Source organism: Bacillus sp. SD088 (genome assembly GCF_017355205.1).
Taxonomy (GTDB): Bacteria; Bacillota; Bacilli; order Bacillales; family Bacillaceae_C; genus Lederbergia.
Genome location: NZ_JADIJK010000024.1, coordinates 47527 through 62364 on the forward strand (window position 1 = coordinate 47527; position 14838 = coordinate 62364).

The following is a 14838-nucleotide window of genomic DNA, read 5'->3' on the forward strand; positions in this document are numbered from 1 at the left end:
AAAGTTTGCTAGTCGCTAGGCGCTGGAGCTGGATGTCGACCGGGATATAAGCTAGTTATCCACAAGCAACAATTTTATAGTACGCTAGCAATAAAAAAAGGCAGCCTCCTTTTAGAGACTACCTTTTGATAAACTTTATTTCTTAACATCAGTCGATTTACTGTTTTCCTCTACCTTTTCAGGATGTTGTGTATAGAATTTCCGACCGAGCCATGTTTGGAAAATCATAAAAATACCACCAACCACCCAATAGAGTGGTAAGGCTGCAGGTGCTGAAAAAGAAATAAACATGATCATAATCGGTGAAATATAAGCAAACATTTGCATCTGCTTTTTCTGTGCTTCTGGAACTGTCGCCATCGACACTTTCGCTTGAACAAAATAAACAAGTCCTGCAATTAACATCATGATTCGATCTGGGCTTCCTAGATCAAACCAGAGGAAGGAGTGATTCGCAATATCTTCTGAGCTCCGAATAGCCCAATACAGCCCCATCAAAATAGGCATTTGAATGATCATAGGCAGACAACCTACACCAAGCGGATTGACATTATGCTTCGTATAAAGTCCCATCATTTCTTGTTGAATTTTCTTCTGCTCTTCTGGGTCTTTTGTTGCTTTTAATCGTTTTTGAATCTCATCCATTTCTGGTTTAATTATATCCATTTTCACCTTCATTTCTTGCTGTTTCTTATACGTATTTAACATAAATGGCAGCAAGACCAAACGGATAATTAACGTAATAGCAATGACCGCTAGTCCAAATTCTCCCCAGAGGGCAGAACCAATTTCATGAATTCCCCAAGCAAGTGGGCGGACAAATGTATTATAAAAAAAGCCTGTTTCGTTTTCTACTCCTGAACAACCACCAAGCATTAAAGTGGCGATCACAAGCAAAGAAAGTAAAATTGTATTTTTTTTCAATTCGAGTTCACCCTTCTATTTTAGGCCAACAGGACGTTGGTCAAAACGGCGTTGCCACAGGAAGTGACGCCTTTAGCCGTTTATCCTTAGTTCATCCATTTGACCCTTACTTATTGAACAAACATTTTATGATGTTTACCCTCTAAATAGAAAAGTGATGATCATCGGAATCATCTGGTGATTCTTGCCTTCTCACCGTTTTCATTAATTGAAAGCGCCGGAAACGCGGTCTTTCATCCTGGATCGTGGGCATGGTAAAAATGTTCAATTGAACAGATTCACTAGCTCGTCCATTTGCATGAACGGAACGAGAAAGCATAATTAATTGCCAGCTTAGAATCCAGATAATCGCGATGGTAAGCGGCAAAATCCACTCAGCATAGGACTCTTGAAATAATAAATCATACATAGCTAACACCCAATTTCTTCATCCAATTTAGCACCTCAATAAGGAACTTACAGTGTCACAATACTAAAAGTATAGTAGTTATTTGGAAGAATGTAAAAGGGTTTATTTACAAATTGCTAAAAATAGAGAGGAAAATACTGATCATCTAAGATTCGGTATTTTTTAACAAGGAAAAAAATGTACTAAAAGCGGAGCAATTGCTGAAAGAATATCTGTCATGGATGTTCAATGTCCACAAAAACCCGAGCTATACATTCAAACCTTTTCTCATGAATTACCTTATGCCATAATTGGCGACTCTTTTTCCTAATCAAACGTTTGATTAATTATATTTATCTTTAAAAAAGGATAGATATAACTAGGGATTATCCCTTGTCCATCTATCCTTTTGGTAATATTTGATTAAAAAGAGTGATAGCTTACTCTTTTGCAAACCCAACAAATTTGTCTACAACGACATCTAAAAAGCCGAGAGTTGGTTCATCTACTAGTCGTTCTGATTTATCATCAAATTTCTGTGTCGCAAAATTAATAAGGATTTCATTGCCGCTTGGCGGAAGTAAACGAGCCTGAAGGCCTGAAAGTATGTCGCGTAAGTGAAGCTGTGCACGAAGTGTTCCAGCCATACCAATACTGACGCCCGCAGCCATCACTGGTTTATCAATGAAAACCTTATCGACTCTTGACGCCCAATCGATTGCATTCTTTAGCACTCCAGGGATCGACCAGTTGTATTCTGGTGTGATGATAATAACCCCGTCTGCATCCGCAATGGACTGCTTGAATTTCTTCACAGTCTCTGGTGGATTATTTTCCTCGTCTTGCTCATAATGTGGTAAAGAACGAATATCAGCAATGTCAATATTCATTTTTCCACGGTAACGATCTTGCATTGTTTTTGCTAGTTGCATGTTATAAGAGTCTTTGCGAAGACTTCCTACAATAATAAGAATATCCATAAAAATCTATGTCCTCCTAAATATTATTCATCACCTTGGTGATCAGTTTCTGGAGCTCGTGAACCTCCTCGTTTGTCATGCCCTTCGTTAAAGTTTCACGCATGTTGCGGTGTACATCTATAACTGCATGAGAAAGCTGTTTGCCCTCCTCCGTTAAATGAATCTTAAAACTGCGTTTATCCTTTGGGTCATCGACTTTTTTTATATATCCCTTTCCCTCCAAGCTCGCAATCATACGTGCGATGCCGGCTTTGTTATTAAGTGCTGACACAAGCTCATTCGACGAGACGCCATCTTGATTCCAGAGAATCATCATAATTAGATTCTGCTCTGGAGCAAGGTTGAAGGGCTCCAGTTGCTTCCTTACATAACTCGTGATCGCCAAATCTGCACTATGAATTAGTATCCCAATATGATCGTTCAAGTTCAATAGAGCAGGAACCTCCTTCAACTTGTTGACTAGACAACATTGACATATCAACTACTATATCTTGAATGATTTTTTTGTCAAATCTCCCTCTTTTAAAAATAGAGTCATAATGCTTTTTGAAAAAGCTTTGATACCTTCCTCCTTTGCCTGAATAACCTTTTCATGGTAAAAATAACATAACATTATTTGGCAATTGACCAAGTGCTAGGGAGAGAGAAATGGAATCTAAACTAATTATTATGCGCAGAAACTCTGGGAGTGGAAAAACGACAACGGCGAAAAAGCTACAAAATGATTTAGGGCATGGAACGCTTTTGGTTTCACAGGACGTCGTTCGCCGTGAGATGTTGAAGGTTCACGATAGAGATGGAAACCTTTCTATTGATTTAATTCGTCAAATAGCTGAATATGGTAAAGATAAAGTGAACCTTCAATCAGTGGGGGTTTTCTTTCATCCCCCACTGATTGTTAGTTGAACTAATCGGGCTTTTACGGGCAGTGTATCCCCATCTATGCTTCTCCGTATTCTCTAAAGCCTTGAGGTGGGGGTATTACTGCCCGTTAATGCGGGATAAATGCGAATTTGTGATTGTGGAAGGCATCTTGTATAGAAGTCGTTACGGTAAGATGCTGAACGACTTAATCCAGTTCTATAATCAAAGGTGCTATACTTATTATTTTGATTTATCCTTTGAGGAAACAGTTCTGCGCCATAATGCTAGTTCGAAAAGGATGGAATTTGGAGAAGATCCTTTACACGCTTGGTGGAATCCACATGACTATCTTGGCGTGGATGGAGAAACACTATTCACGAACGATATGTCACAGAATGATATATTGAAATTGATTTTAAATCAACTGCAAACGTAAGATGCCGATTGGTTTGAATATACTATACCTCTAGAAGGAGAATGATCATATGGAAAACGAATCATATCAATCTGAAGAAATGGAACGATTTGCCAGAAGAGTTGAGTTTCTCGAGGATCCTGAAAGAAGAGGAGATATATCGCCAGCAGAGCTACTAAATCTTCTTCCAATTAAAAAGGATGATAATATCTTAGATTTAGGGGCAGGAGCAGGTTATTTTACAATTCCAACAGCTAAAGCCGTGGAAAGAGGAACTGTTTTTGCAGTCGATATTGATCCAAATATGTTAGAAGTGGTCCAATCCAAAGCAAAAAAGGAGCTTCTCTCAAATATCCAAACGCTAGAAGGAAGTGTTGACGCTATCCCGTTATCCGAGAATTCCATTGACTTTGTACTCGTTTCATTAGTTCTTCACGAGCTAAAGCCTTTATTACCTGCTTCACTTCAGGAGATAAAGCGTGTGTTGAAACCTGATGGCACTCTCGTATGTATGGAATTTGAAGCAGAGGAGATTCCTACACATCCACATCCAAGAATTTCTTCTGCCTCAATGACGCAAGAAATCAAAAAAGCAGGACTAGCAGTAACACAAAAGTTTTTTCCAACAGATAAAACATATATTATCACGGCTCAAAAATAGTGTGGAAGGAGGGTCAAAACGTGCCCTCCTTTATAGTCTGACTTGAGAACTCCTTCATACTAATGCTGCCTGGATATACTTGTATAATTCAGCATCAATCCCAAATTGCAACTGATTATCAGGATTTTCCGCATGGAATTTCTCAGCTTGCTTCTTTAAATCTTGATCATCTCCTGTGAATGAATACACAATGTCAGCCCATTTTTTTGCCAAGGCTTGTACCTTACTACTAGTAGGGGGTGTTCCCTTTTCTTTTTCCAATTGTATTTTTTTCACAATTATTCTAAATTCATCTTCTGCCTCTTTCAAAGAAGCTTTATCATATTGAGCATAATAATTTTTCATCATGTCTAACTGCTCTTTTGTAAAATATTTTTCTTGATATAATTTCATAGCTCCTAGTAGTTTTGTTACTTCATCTACAGACATTATTTTTTTACTACGAATCGTTTTTAATGCACTCTCTAATTCATATAACAGTTTTTGTTGAACTTGTATATCTCTTTTTATTCGGGTTATTTGCGTTTCGATAATATTGGTAGCAAACCCTTTTTCATTATTCATCATGACAGATTTTATCTCTTCTAAGGGTAACCCAATTTGTTTTAGAGCCAAGATTTGCTGTAATTTAGACAAATCGGCTTGTGTGTAGAGCCGATGTCCAGACTCTGTATATTGAGACGGAGAAAACAAATCAATTTGATCATAATACCTTAACGTTCTTATTGTTAAGCCTGTTAATGCTGCAAGCTCTCCTACTTTCCAGTATTCCTTCATCTATTTCACCCTTATAAAATGCCTTCGTATTATTATAAAAGTCCTTGAATTTCATTATAATGGAAATAATATGTCCTCCCACAAATTTGACAAGCTGTATCAATGGACTCTTTATTATGAATGACCTGTTCTAATTCATTCGCACTTAAAGAATGAAGCATCCCATAAAACATTTCTTTGGAACATCCACAGAAAAATTGGACAGGACTATAGCCGATCACTTTTACATCCTTAAATAGCCGACTTAGCTTTTCTTTGATATTGTCCTTGTTGTATTTTAAAAAATCCCAATTCATATTGACTGTATGTTCAACTTGATGAATAAGCTCAGTCGGAGCACCAGGAAGCAACTCCGCATATAATGCATGACTACATAAAATACGATTGTCATGTGCAAATTCAATATTTTCCCCTATATAGGTTTGAATTTGCTCACTCTGAATAAAATAATGAGAAATATCATCAACAATGTTTCGATATGGCATATCTGTTATGCCCGTGAATTGATTGAACCCCGCACCTTTTATCACACGAATCGTCCCTTTATGACCAATAAGGCGCTCAAGCGATATTTCATCAGTAGCTTCCAGCAATGCTTCATTGAGATAACCACAAACATTTCCTTTTGCATCCGCATCAGCAAAAACTTTATATTGCGGGTCACTCATTGTCATTTGGAGACTTATTCTCTGATCCCCTTTTAAGGTAGCCGACATTAAGCTCACAACGGAAATGGTTTTTCCTAATGTCAGCTTAAGAATTTTGTTTGTTTCTTTGTTCAGACTAAGAATATCATTTAGTAATTTTGTGTTATCCACGATAAATAAACGCACTTGTTTATCATAAATGAGTGTCTTAACAATAGTATTTTGCATATTTATGTTCCTTTCTCATATTCACTGTTAAGTACACTATAAAACATGACCTTACGTAAGGATCAAGTAGGAAGTTTTTAAATTGAAAAGGGATCAAGATTGTTTCATATCAACAATCTTGATCCCTTTTCAAGGAAATGTTTAGTTTTAAAAACTGTTCCTTATCTTCTCAATATTAGAAGTTGTACTTAACTTGTAAGATATGCGGGAAATTTTTCTTTCACAATTTTTTCCCAACCATCCTTCATATGGCCACGAATAGCTGTGTGTGGTTGGCCAAATTCAGTTACTCCCTCAGCATCCCAGCCCGAATGAACAAGGGTAAACTCTGTTTTGCCCCCTGCTAACTGTTGCAATTCAAATAACACATGCCAATCCTTTCCCCAATCAAAACCGACACGATTATGGGAAACAAGCTCTGTGACTTTGCAGGGGGAATCACCATACGGACCAGCATGAAGGACAAATTCCTTTCCTAAAATCGATTCAAATGTGCTTGGCATCCACCAGCCAGCAATGCCGTCAGACGTTGAAACAGCCTCCCAGACCTTTTCAATTGAGGCATCCACGATGATTGTTTTACGAATTTCAGGTAAATTTCCTTGTTTTCCCATCATTTTCTTACCTCCTATGTGAAACCTAGACATCTTTATTTTCTCTTACCTTCTGTTCAAAATACGGATCATTCCCCTACATTTATCCATAAGCTAACGAGGGAGTGCTGAACATGTTCAATAGACCTTTAAAGAAACAGGTATCTTACCCATTCTGCCCCCATCGTGTGGGACCAAACAAAAAGAGGCCAAGAAAAGTCTTTTTTTGATAACTAGGTCTTTCCCGCCTCACATACCTTTTATGCCACTATAATGATTTTAATGCCTCTTCAATTGGTGTATCTCCACCAATCATATCAAAGGCTTTTCCAATTGTATGATTATTCTCCAGTGAAGTAATAATGGTTGATGCAACATCCGCGCGGGAAATTTGTCCGCGTTCAAGATCAACCGCCACTTTTACCTTTCCAGTTCCGGGATCATTCGTTAGTCCCCCTGGACGGATAATTGTATAATCAAGACCACTGCTCTCTAACCAAACATCGGCATAATGTTTGGCAGCACTATAGTACGGCACAGCCCCCATCCATTTATCACGGTGATGAACGCCAATCGCACTCACAATTACAAAACGTTTTACTCCAGCTTGTTTAGCTGCCTCCATGGATTTGATGGCCCCGTCTAAATCAATCATCATGGTTTTATCAGCACCTGTATGGCCACCGGAGCCAGCTGTGAATACAATCGCATCCGCATCCTTTGCCGCATTGGCGATATCATTGATACTTCCTTCTAGATCAACAAGGGCTGCTTTGACTCCTTGCTTTTCAAATTCTGCCTTTTGCTCTTCTTTTCGAACCATCGCAATGGCATTATGCTCACTAGATTCATGTAGCTTCCTCACAACGTGTTGGCCTATTTGGCCATTTGCTCCTATGATCAGTACGTTCACAATCTCTCTTCCTTTCTTTATTGGATTTTCCACTTACTACTAATGTCTATACATACACTTTACAACCTAAAGTGACCTCTAGGTCAAACAATATGATTTCTTACCACTTTTTCCTTTAGAATAAAGAAAACCAAGAAGATCTAAAGTTCCCTTTACATTTTCTTGGTTTTCACCTTTTTATTCGCACCATGGGGGCAGAGACCGCTTTTTGTATTTAGCCACAGCTAAAGAGAGCGATACCCAGCTTGGTTAATCGCCCTCTCACATTACTGTTTGGCAGTCTGTGAGGCTAGATTATCTCGCAAAATAGCTCTAAATAAAAAATAAGCGTGCTCTTTATTTGAGTGACACGCTGCAACGAATTGTTTGGAAATTCGTGTTATATCTAATGATTTTGAACTAAGTCTACTTTTTCTAAATCAATGATAAAATTCCCGTTCATTAAGATATCCAGCCCTATAAGACCAGTAATTTATATTTTCGTTAAGCAAAAAGACATTTGATTGAATTAGCATTTCTATAAGCCGTCATTATGTTAAATGATGGATTGGTCCTTTTTGGAAAACTAGATTTAGATTCTACGGATTGTTATTAAGAAATATTAATATATCTAAAACCTCCCCATCTATTTAATCTTGGCAACAGGAAGCCATAATTCAACATCTACCTCCTCAGTCATGATCTGTTTCTCTACACCGATCTGAACCTCGGGTCCTACTTGTATTTTTAGACCTTCAATCTGTTCATAACCAGAGGAGGGAAACCATTCCCCATAGATGTATTTCCATTTTTCTCTAGACCAAGGAACTTTCATTTGGATTTTGGCCCATGTCATTGCTGGGACGATGAAGCGAGTGAACTCGTTTGGACAGGATTCCGTTGTGGCGACAGTCATATAATAATCATATTATTCCGATAAATTTTATTGAATCCTCGATGGAGGATATTCCAGGTTTACCCAACGACTATTTTGATAAGGTTGTCTCCATCTATGCACTTGGTTGGACTGTTAATTTAAAAAAGACATTGGGTAACATTTTTCGAAGTTTAAAACCAGGGGGCGAGTTTATATTTAGTTGGGAGCATCCTATCCATACGAAACTAGCTTATGAAAACGGTCAGTTTATTATAAATGGATCATTTTTAAAAGAAGGTCCTGAAACTGTGATTTGGCGTGATGTTCCTGTTGTTATGTATAGACGAAAGGTTAGTACCTTTGTGAATGAGTTGATAAATGCTGGGTTTGTTATTGAGAAAGTAATCGAAGAATCAAATATTCCACAGAATGATAAAAGTAACCCTGCACGTTGGTATTCTGGTGATAGAGCTAAAATAACTCCATCTACATTAATTGTTAAGTCTCGTAAAATATAGATGAGGAGGCTAACGAAAGTGAAATCTATAAATCTCGCTTTTGTTAGCTAGTTGAATATTGAAATCATACATGCTGGTTAATAACCATTGAGACTAACAGTAAGGAGAGCACTCCGTATAGCGCAAGAATACTGTCGTATACAAGAAAATACTCCCGCATAGAGATAGAATACTGTCGTATACAAAATAATTAAATCATGAGTCAAAAACGGCGAAGACATGCGAACGTTGCAACTTTAGCTCCCCATCCCAACACAAGGCTGATCCAGTCACATTTGCTTGAATGGAACCGATTATCGGAGTAACCCTGGAAATGAAATAAATTGCATCTCAAATTCCACGTTAGAATAAGAATAAAACGATAAAATCCCCAAAACGATCCAAAATAATTGAATGATACACCCAACAATGTTGCATATAAATCCCGCGATTGCAAGTCCTTTGCCACTCTCATTTGTTCTCTCAATTTCCTTTACAGCTATTCCTGAAAAGATCATCCCGATAATACCGAGTACCAGGCCGATCGCAGGTAGTACAATGGAAAGAATTCCAAGCGTTAATGAAACGACAGACTTGTTATTTGTTCGAAGCTTTTCACTCATACCCCACACCCCAAGATGAATTGTCAGTATTTTCTTTCTTATACTGTAACATATATTCAATAAGGTGAAAAACTAAATTTATGACACCATCACTTCGGCGCCCGAAATCCCGCTTCCACCGCTTCCTCTTCCGTACAAAACATCACTTCTTCCTTTGTTTGTTCATACCAAGGCGAGTCTGGTGTGTGATAAATTTTCCCGGAAGAACCAATATTGCCTTTGATTTGGCAATCTTCGTCGGCGCTCGTTTGCGATTCTGATTCTGCAGATTCCGCATGAAACCCATCATCTCTCGCATAATTTTCCAATGACCAGATGCCGGCCTCTTTCTTCTGGGCTTTTTTCTGAGCTTTTTCAAACGGTGTTAAATACCTTGTGTTTGGTGGGTAGACATAGGCAACCCGTGCTAAGCCTTCTTCTAGAAGCTTTTCTTGAACACTTTCTCCATCGACATAGATATAAGCAAGAAGTCGACTATATTTATCAAATCTTTCCCCGACATCAAATTCAATCGTTAATTTGCCATTCTCAACCAGCTCTGCATTCCTTTTCTTTGCTTCCTCGCCAAACGGTTGTTTTCCCAGTCTAGGGTGACTAGTCTCTGGCGTATCAATCAATAGATAACGGACATTTTGCTCTTGCCCTTGGTAGATAATTTTAATCGTATCGCCGTCAATCACTTTCACCAATTCAACTGGGATTTGCTCGGTTGTTCCGGAGGTTCCAATTCCAGGTAAAATACCGCTTTTATCCACAAGGAAAAAGCCACTGCCAATCAACAAGAAAAAGGATAGGAATAAAGATCCCACCCGTTTCCAGGTGAATCCCTTTTTCCTAACCACTCGTGTCAAACTCCATAAAATAAAACCACATATTACAAACAATATAGCAAATACAATATCCATATTTATTCTCCTGATTCATTTAATCTACAGTGACGGATAACTCTTTTACAAGTATGGATGGGGCCCCGATTCCTCCTGGACTTATATAAAGGTCTGATCCCACCTCTTTAATCTCTTTCAAAAGTTCAAAAAAGTTACCGGCGATCGTCATTTGTTTCACTGGTGTCACGATTTTACCGTCTTTGATATAAAATCCATTGGCTGCAACCGAAAAATCACCGGAAATGGCGTTTGCTCCGGAATGTAAACCTGATAATTTCGTAATCAGTACAGCTTCTCGTCGCTCGGCTACAATAGCATCCTGTGTTTTTTCTCCCGCAGCAACAATAAAGTTGGATGGCGCAATCACAACAGTCCCTTTATAAGATGGCTTATACGCGTGCCCTGTCGTTTCCAGGCCTGCTTTTTTTGCGGTCTTGCGATTATGCAATAAAGTCTGCAGTTTTCCATTTTCAATCACCGTACAGGTCTTCGAGGCGACTCCTTCTCCGTCAAAATTCCGATTCGCAGGACCTCCTTCATAGAAAGGATCATCAATAATCGTTAGGTGTTTGGACGCGATAGTTTCTCCTACCTGATCTTTGAAGCGGGATTGACCTTTCTGAGCCACCTCAGCCGAAAAAGATGAAAGGAAAGTACCAAGTAATTGAACAGCCGCATCTTTTCTAAAAATAATCGGGTATTTTTTATTGGCAATCGATTGTTCTCCTAAATAAGAAAGAGCTTCTTCTGCCGCCTCTTTCGCGATTTCATCCGCAACTAAAGTATCGAAATCCTTCGTCATTTTTACGGTAAATCCACTTTTCGTTTCATCCCCATCTTTTACGACCACGGAGAACATAATTGCGAAGAAATTCTTTCGATCATGTAAAACTAGACCTTTACTATTGGCAAGTAGACGTTCGTTTGATTGCTCGATCATCCGACATGTATTGACCGAGTGAATCTTACTGTTGTAGCGAAGGATCTTTTCCTCAACTGCTTTTAAAAAAGCAATTTTATCCGCTGCCGAAATGGTCTCCATGGCTTCTGAATAGTGATCGATTTCTTCATATTCATCACTTCCCGCAAAGATTTCTTCCGGCTCTTCTTCTTCGGCTAATTCAGCATTTGCTTTGGCTTTTTCTAGCAAATAATCAATCGAATCCTCTTCGATTTTTTCTGTAAAGGCATAGCCCGTTCTTCCATCGTAGATTCCGCGGAAGGAAAGTCCACCTGTCCGTGATGTTTCATAGCGGTCGACTTCCCCTTGATAGATATCGCAGGAGAGCCCGACTGCCTGCTCATAATAAATTTCCATATCTTCAAAGCCAGCCAGCAAACCACTTACCATTACCTTTTCTTGGAATTTTTCAATTTTCATCGACTTACTCCCCCTTCGTCCCACCGACTGTGATTTCACTGACACGAATCATTGGTTGCCCTACATTCACTGGTAGACTTCCGCTGAGGGAACCGCACATTCCCGCACCATGAGCAAGATTATTGCCGACCATATCGACACGTTGCAGAGTTTTCGGACCATTTCCAATCAAGGTCGCACCTTTTACAGGCTGAGCAATCTTTCCATCCTTCACGATATATGCTTCATGTGTGGCGAAATTATAATCCCCTGTTGCAGGATTCACTTGCCCACCACCCATATATTTGGCATAAATTCCGAACTCAGTATTGGCAATGATTTCCTCTGGCGTCAACTTTCCTGGCGCAATATACGTATTCGTCATTCTTGAAGTAGGACTGAAACGATACGACTCTCTACGACTAGAGCCTGTTGGATTCATACCCATTCGGCGACCGTTTAGTTTATCAATCAAGTATCCTTTTAAAATACCATTTTCAATTAGGACATTTTTTCTCGTTTTTTCGCCCTCATCATCCATATTTAGGGAGCCCCATTCATTGGGGAGCGTACCATCATCAATGTAGGTGACAATGTCAGGGGCCACCTTTTCACCAATTCGATTAGCAAAAACAGAATTATTTTTCGCGACAGCAGTTGCTTCCAAGCCATGACCACAAGCCTCATGAAAAATGACGCCACCAAATTCATTATCAATAATGACAGGGAACTTACCGCTTGGACACTCTTCCGCATTCAACATCGTCACGGCGATTCTCGCGGCTTCCGTCGCATAATGTTTGAGATTCAAGTTTTCAATAAACTCAAAACCTTGATGCGCCCCAGGTCCGTAAAATCCCGGTTCCATTTGGGTACCATCTGAAGCGATCGCCTGAATCGCTAATCGCCCTCTTACTCGCTTATCCTCTACAAACTTTCCTTCCGAATTGGCAATCAACACATTTTGTTCATGATCTACGTATTGAATCGTCGCCTGAGAAATACTAGAATGGTAATTTTTCGCCAGATCATACGCTTGTTTCATCACTTCTACTTTGCGCTTCCCGTCTACTCCATCAGGCATCTGCTCAATTTTATGAAGAGGGGGCTGAATTTGTCTATGAAGGACTGGGGCTTGCTGATAGAAATCACCTTGCAAAGCTTGTGCTGCCTCTTTCGCTGTCTTTAACAAACCAGCTTTGGAAAAATCAGTCGTGTAGGCATACGCACTTTGTAAGCCATGAAATACTCGAATCCCCACACCTGCTTCTCTTCCTGATAAGCTGCGATCAATCTTTCCATCATGAAGCCTTAAGTTATTAGAATACCGATCCTCCGCAAACATCTCGGCAAAATCGCCACCTGTTGATAAAGCAGCAGCTAAAACCTCTTCTAGTATGGATTGTTGGATCATAACATGCTTTCCTCCTTTAGGAACCCGAAAATCTTCTATGTACCTAGTGTACTATCAATCTTATCATTGTACTACTATTCAAAGACATATTAAGAAAAGCGCAAGCGCCTTGATCAGCCCCGACAAGCAAATGTTCTGAGACAAGAAAAGTCCGGTTTTGACTTTTATTGGCTCAGGTTATTTAGCGGAACATCGGCTAAGGACGCCCGTCCTGTGGCAACGCCGATGGACTCGCATCCTGCAAGCCTCTCGAGGCTAGGCGCTGGAGCTAGATCAAAACACTAGCCAAAATATTATACTTTCTTATCTTTAAATAAGATGCCAAGACACCTAAACAAATTATGATTGCCTGGTGCTTAGCATTTTTATTAAAATGATAGATGATTTATCATTTTAAATGACATTGAAGCTTCAAAATCTCATCTTCTGGAAGACCAGTAGTTTCGATCACAAATGCTATATCCAAGCCTTTCTCTAAAAGGCGCCGGGCCATATCCTGCTTTCTTTTCTCTAATTCTCTTTTTCCTTGCTCTGCCTGTCGTCTCTCTTGTTCTACCTGCTGTTTCTCTTGTGTCATCCGTTGTTTCTCTTGTATTATCTGCTGTTTCCTTTGTTCCAGTTCATGTTGCACTTGTTCCAGCTCTTGTTGCTTTTGTTCAACCTCTCGTTGCTTTTGCTTAATCTCCCGCTGTCCTTGTTCGACCTCCTGTTGCCCTTGCTCAATCTTCCGTTGTAATGATTCCATACTACTTTTGAAGGCTTCCTCATCCATAACCCGCTTTAAACGCGATTCATAAGCTAGCCGCTGCTTTTGGTTGAGGCTTAATGCCGTCCAGCTTTCGAAAGCCGAGTATAGAAGCTCATCCTTCATAGCGATCTCCTCCAATTCCTTATAGATTTTATTATAGACCTTGTTCTGCCTACGATCGACCATCCCCAGCATCAGTAGCCACCTAGCTAGCACATCATTCCAAGGGTCGAGCTTATCACCTTGCCAATCCCTTATAAGTTTTGTCATTTCAATAAAGTGGAATTCCATTACATTCGTTAACTTGAATTGTTTTTCATCTTCATATAAATGGAACGAAGTATGAAAGCGATCTGTCTGCTCAAAGAGGTCAAAATTCAGGATATTGATGGTAATCACAGGTTGTAAAGTATGATAATCCATCCCTTTTTCAAGGGGATTTCGGTATACACCGGCCCAGTAATAGATAGAACGTTTGATCATATCATATTTATTTGTGAATTGGATTTCAACATGTATCTGTTCATCTGCATCTGTCACAACTAATAAATCTAGTCTCGACTGCTTATCATCGACATATTCACCACCTGCTTCCGTATTCGTAAATAGGATATCTTTGATTATACCCCTGCCTGTTTTTTGTAGGATCGAGTTCAAAAAGACAACCGTAATCTTCTTATTTTTTTCATTACCAAAAAGTTGCTTAAAGGCAAAATCGACTTTTAAGTCCATTAGTTTCCTGAGTGGTATTTTTTTAAGAAATCGCATTCGTGGATTTTTCTTTGCATAATCATTAGGCTTTTCTCGTAGTTGAATAAATGTGGGGGGATAAGTAGATTGTTCATAGCATAATGCTGGTTCTGCCATAAGAACACGTCCTTTATATTTGATGAGGACTGACGGGGAGTATATCTAAATAAAGTATAGCAGATCCTCAGGACACAAACAAGCGTTCTTTCGTTAACTTTTCGTTGCTGTACATGGTAGCTTCCACCAAGGAACTTTTATGTAATCTCCTATTCATCCCCTGTTCACAATCGTTCCTTATGCTTAAGTTAAGGAG

16 protein-coding genes and 2 pseudogenes are annotated in these 14838 nt (G+C 39.3%); 4 read left to right on the forward strand and 14 right to left on the reverse strand.

Going from position 1 to position 14838, the window contains the following annotated elements:
- Window positions 1-135 precede the first annotated feature (135 nt).
- From yidC to IPU53_RS18830, 4 genes are all read right to left on the reverse strand, one after another.
- Window positions 136-924 (reverse strand): membrane protein insertase YidC, encoded by a 789-nt coding sequence (yidC, locus tag IPU53_RS18815; protein WP_207452533.1) that lies wholly within the window; start codon window positions 922-924, stop codon window positions 136-138.
- A 142-nt stretch (window positions 925-1066) separates the two neighbouring features.
- On the reverse strand, window positions 1067-1333 hold the full coding sequence (locus IPU53_RS18820) for a hypothetical protein (protein WP_207452534.1): 267 nt from the start codon (window positions 1331-1333) through the stop codon (window positions 1067-1069).
- Between the two features lie 419 nt (window positions 1334-1752).
- Window positions 1753-2292 carry an NADPH-dependent FMN reductase gene (locus IPU53_RS18825; protein ID WP_207452535.1) on the reverse strand — a complete coding sequence of 180 codons (540 nt, stop codon included), beginning with the start codon at window positions 2290-2292 and terminating at the stop codon, window positions 1753-1755.
- Window positions 2293-2308: 16 nt separating this feature from the next.
- The gene (locus IPU53_RS18830) at window positions 2309-2722 is read right to left on the reverse strand and encodes a MarR family winged helix-turn-helix transcriptional regulator (protein WP_207452536.1); all 414 of its coding nucleotides are present in this window, start codon (window positions 2720-2722) and stop codon (window positions 2309-2311) included.
- Window positions 2723-2940: 218 nt separating this feature from the next.
- Here IPU53_RS18830 and IPU53_RS18835 point away from each other — a divergent pair.
- The 3 genes and pseudogenes from IPU53_RS18835 to IPU53_RS18845 form a co-directional block, all read left to right on the forward strand.
- A pseudogene (locus tag IPU53_RS18835) lies at window positions 2941-3138 on the forward strand (AAA family ATPase); the annotation flags it as partial.
- Window positions 3121-3592: pseudogene (locus tag IPU53_RS18840) on the forward strand (hypothetical protein). The pseudogenes IPU53_RS18835 and IPU53_RS18840, both read left to right, overlap by 18 nt.
- Window positions 3593-3641: 49 nt before the next feature.
- Complete coding sequence (locus tag IPU53_RS18845) at window positions 3642-4232, forward strand: class I SAM-dependent methyltransferase (protein ID WP_207452538.1); 591 nt, start codon at window positions 3642-3644, stop codon at window positions 4230-4232.
- Window positions 4233-4286: 54 nt separating this feature from the next.
- Here the strand turns inward: IPU53_RS18845 and IPU53_RS18850 are convergent, their stop codons facing one another.
- From IPU53_RS18850 to IPU53_RS18870, 5 genes are all read right to left on the reverse strand, one after another.
- On the reverse strand, window positions 4287-5009 hold the full coding sequence (locus IPU53_RS18850) for a MerR family transcriptional regulator (protein ID WP_207452539.1): 723 nt from the start codon (window positions 5007-5009) through the stop codon (window positions 4287-4289).
- A 32-nt stretch (window positions 5010-5041) separates the two neighbouring features.
- Complete coding sequence (locus IPU53_RS18855) at window positions 5042-5884, reverse strand: Hsp33 family molecular chaperone HslO (protein WP_207452540.1); 843 nt, start codon at window positions 5882-5884, stop codon at window positions 5042-5044.
- Window positions 5885-6072: 188 nt separating this feature from the next.
- Window positions 6073-6498 (reverse strand): SRPBCC family protein, encoded by a 426-nt coding sequence (locus IPU53_RS18860; protein ID WP_207452575.1) that lies wholly within the window; start codon window positions 6496-6498, stop codon window positions 6073-6075.
- Window positions 6499-6745: 247 nt separating this feature from the next.
- Window positions 6746-7390: an SDR family oxidoreductase gene (locus tag IPU53_RS18865; protein WP_207452541.1), complete on the reverse strand. Its 645-nt coding sequence runs from the start codon at window positions 7388-7390 to the stop codon at window positions 6746-6748.
- Between the two features lie 625 nt (window positions 7391-8015).
- Window positions 8016-8285 (reverse strand): GyrI-like domain-containing protein, encoded by a 270-nt coding sequence (locus IPU53_RS18870; RefSeq protein WP_207452542.1) that lies wholly within the window; start codon window positions 8283-8285, stop codon window positions 8016-8018.
- On the opposite strand from IPU53_RS18870, the gene IPU53_RS18875 reads away from it, so the two are divergent.
- A complete protein-coding gene (locus IPU53_RS18875; RefSeq protein WP_207452543.1) occupies window positions 8270-8764 on the forward strand; it encodes a class I SAM-dependent methyltransferase in 495 nt (164 codons plus the stop codon). The genes IPU53_RS18870 and IPU53_RS18875 overlap by 16 nt on opposite strands.
- Window positions 8765-9057: 293 nt before the next feature.
- On the opposite strand, the gene IPU53_RS18880 is transcribed toward IPU53_RS18875, so the two are convergent.
- The 5 genes from IPU53_RS18880 to IPU53_RS18900 all read right to left on the reverse strand — a co-directional run bounded on the left by IPU53_RS18880 (window position 9058) and on the right by IPU53_RS18900 (window position 14642).
- Entirely contained in the window at window positions 9058-9366 is a 309-nt protein-coding gene (locus IPU53_RS18880) for a DUF4190 domain-containing protein (RefSeq protein WP_207452544.1), read from the reverse strand.
- Between the two features lie 89 nt (window positions 9367-9455).
- A complete protein-coding gene (locus tag IPU53_RS18885; RefSeq protein ID WP_207452545.1) occupies window positions 9456-10271 on the reverse strand; it encodes a thermonuclease family protein in 816 nt (271 codons plus the stop codon).
- Between the two features lie 19 nt (window positions 10272-10290).
- The gene (locus IPU53_RS18890) at window positions 10291-11634 is read right to left on the reverse strand and encodes a TldD/PmbA family protein (RefSeq protein ID WP_207452546.1); all 1344 of its coding nucleotides are present in this window, start codon (window positions 11632-11634) and stop codon (window positions 10291-10293) included.
- A gap of 4 nt (window positions 11635-11638) precedes the next feature.
- Window positions 11639-13027 carry a TldD/PmbA family protein gene (locus IPU53_RS18895; RefSeq protein WP_207452547.1) on the reverse strand — a complete coding sequence of 463 codons (1389 nt, stop codon included), beginning with the start codon at window positions 13025-13027 and terminating at the stop codon, window positions 11639-11641.
- A 388-nt stretch (window positions 13028-13415) separates the two neighbouring features.
- Window positions 13416-14642 carry an Rpn family recombination-promoting nuclease/putative transposase gene (locus IPU53_RS18900; RefSeq protein ID WP_242698420.1) on the reverse strand — a complete coding sequence of 409 codons (1227 nt, stop codon included), beginning with the start codon at window positions 14640-14642 and terminating at the stop codon, window positions 13416-13418.
- Between the last annotated feature and the right edge of the window lie 196 nt (window positions 14643-14838).

What these genes read in the sequence shown, in the direction of transcription:
- IPU53_RS18890 (WP_207452546.1), bottom strand. Translation starts at nt 11,634, where the DNA reads ATGAAAATTGAAAAATTCCAAGAAAAGGTAATGGTAAGTGGTTTGCTG.
- IPU53_RS18825 (WP_207452535.1), bottom strand. Translation starts at nt 2,292, where the DNA reads ATGGATATTCTTATTATTGTAGGAAGTCTTCGCAAAGACTCTTATAAC.
- IPU53_RS18845 (WP_207452538.1), top strand. Translation starts at nt 3,642, where the DNA reads ATGGAAAACGAATCATATCAATCTGAAGAAATGGAACGATTTGCCAGA.
- IPU53_RS18895 (WP_207452547.1), bottom strand. Translation starts at nt 13,027, where the DNA reads ATGATCCAACAATCCATACTAGAAGAGGTTTTAGCTGCTGCTTTATCA.
- IPU53_RS18860 (WP_207452575.1), bottom strand. Translation starts at nt 6,498, where the DNA reads ATGGGAAAACAAGGAAATTTACCTGAAATTCGTAAAACAATCATCGTG.
- IPU53_RS18880 (WP_207452544.1), bottom strand. Translation starts at nt 9,366, where the DNA reads ATGAGTGAAAAGCTTCGAACAAATAACAAGTCTGTCGTTTCATTAACG.
- IPU53_RS18820 (WP_207452534.1), bottom strand. Translation starts at nt 1,333, where the DNA reads ATGTATGATTTATTATTTCAAGAGTCCTATGCTGAGTGGATTTTGCCG.
- IPU53_RS18900 (WP_242698420.1), bottom strand. Translation starts at nt 14,642, where the DNA reads ATGGCAGAACCAGCATTATGCTATGAACAATCTACTTATCCCCCCACA.
- IPU53_RS18855 (WP_207452540.1), bottom strand. Translation starts at nt 5,884, where the DNA reads ATGCAAAATACTATTGTTAAGACACTCATTTATGATAAACAAGTGCGT.
- IPU53_RS18870 (WP_207452542.1), bottom strand. Translation starts at nt 8,285, where the DNA reads ATGACTGTCGCCACAACGGAATCCTGTCCAAACGAGTTCACTCGCTTC.
- IPU53_RS18885 (WP_207452545.1), bottom strand. Translation starts at nt 10,271, where the DNA reads ATGGATATTGTATTTGCTATATTGTTTGTAATATGTGGTTTTATTTTA.
- IPU53_RS18850 (WP_207452539.1), bottom strand. Translation starts at nt 5,009, where the DNA reads ATGAAGGAATACTGGAAAGTAGGAGAGCTTGCAGCATTAACAGGCTTA.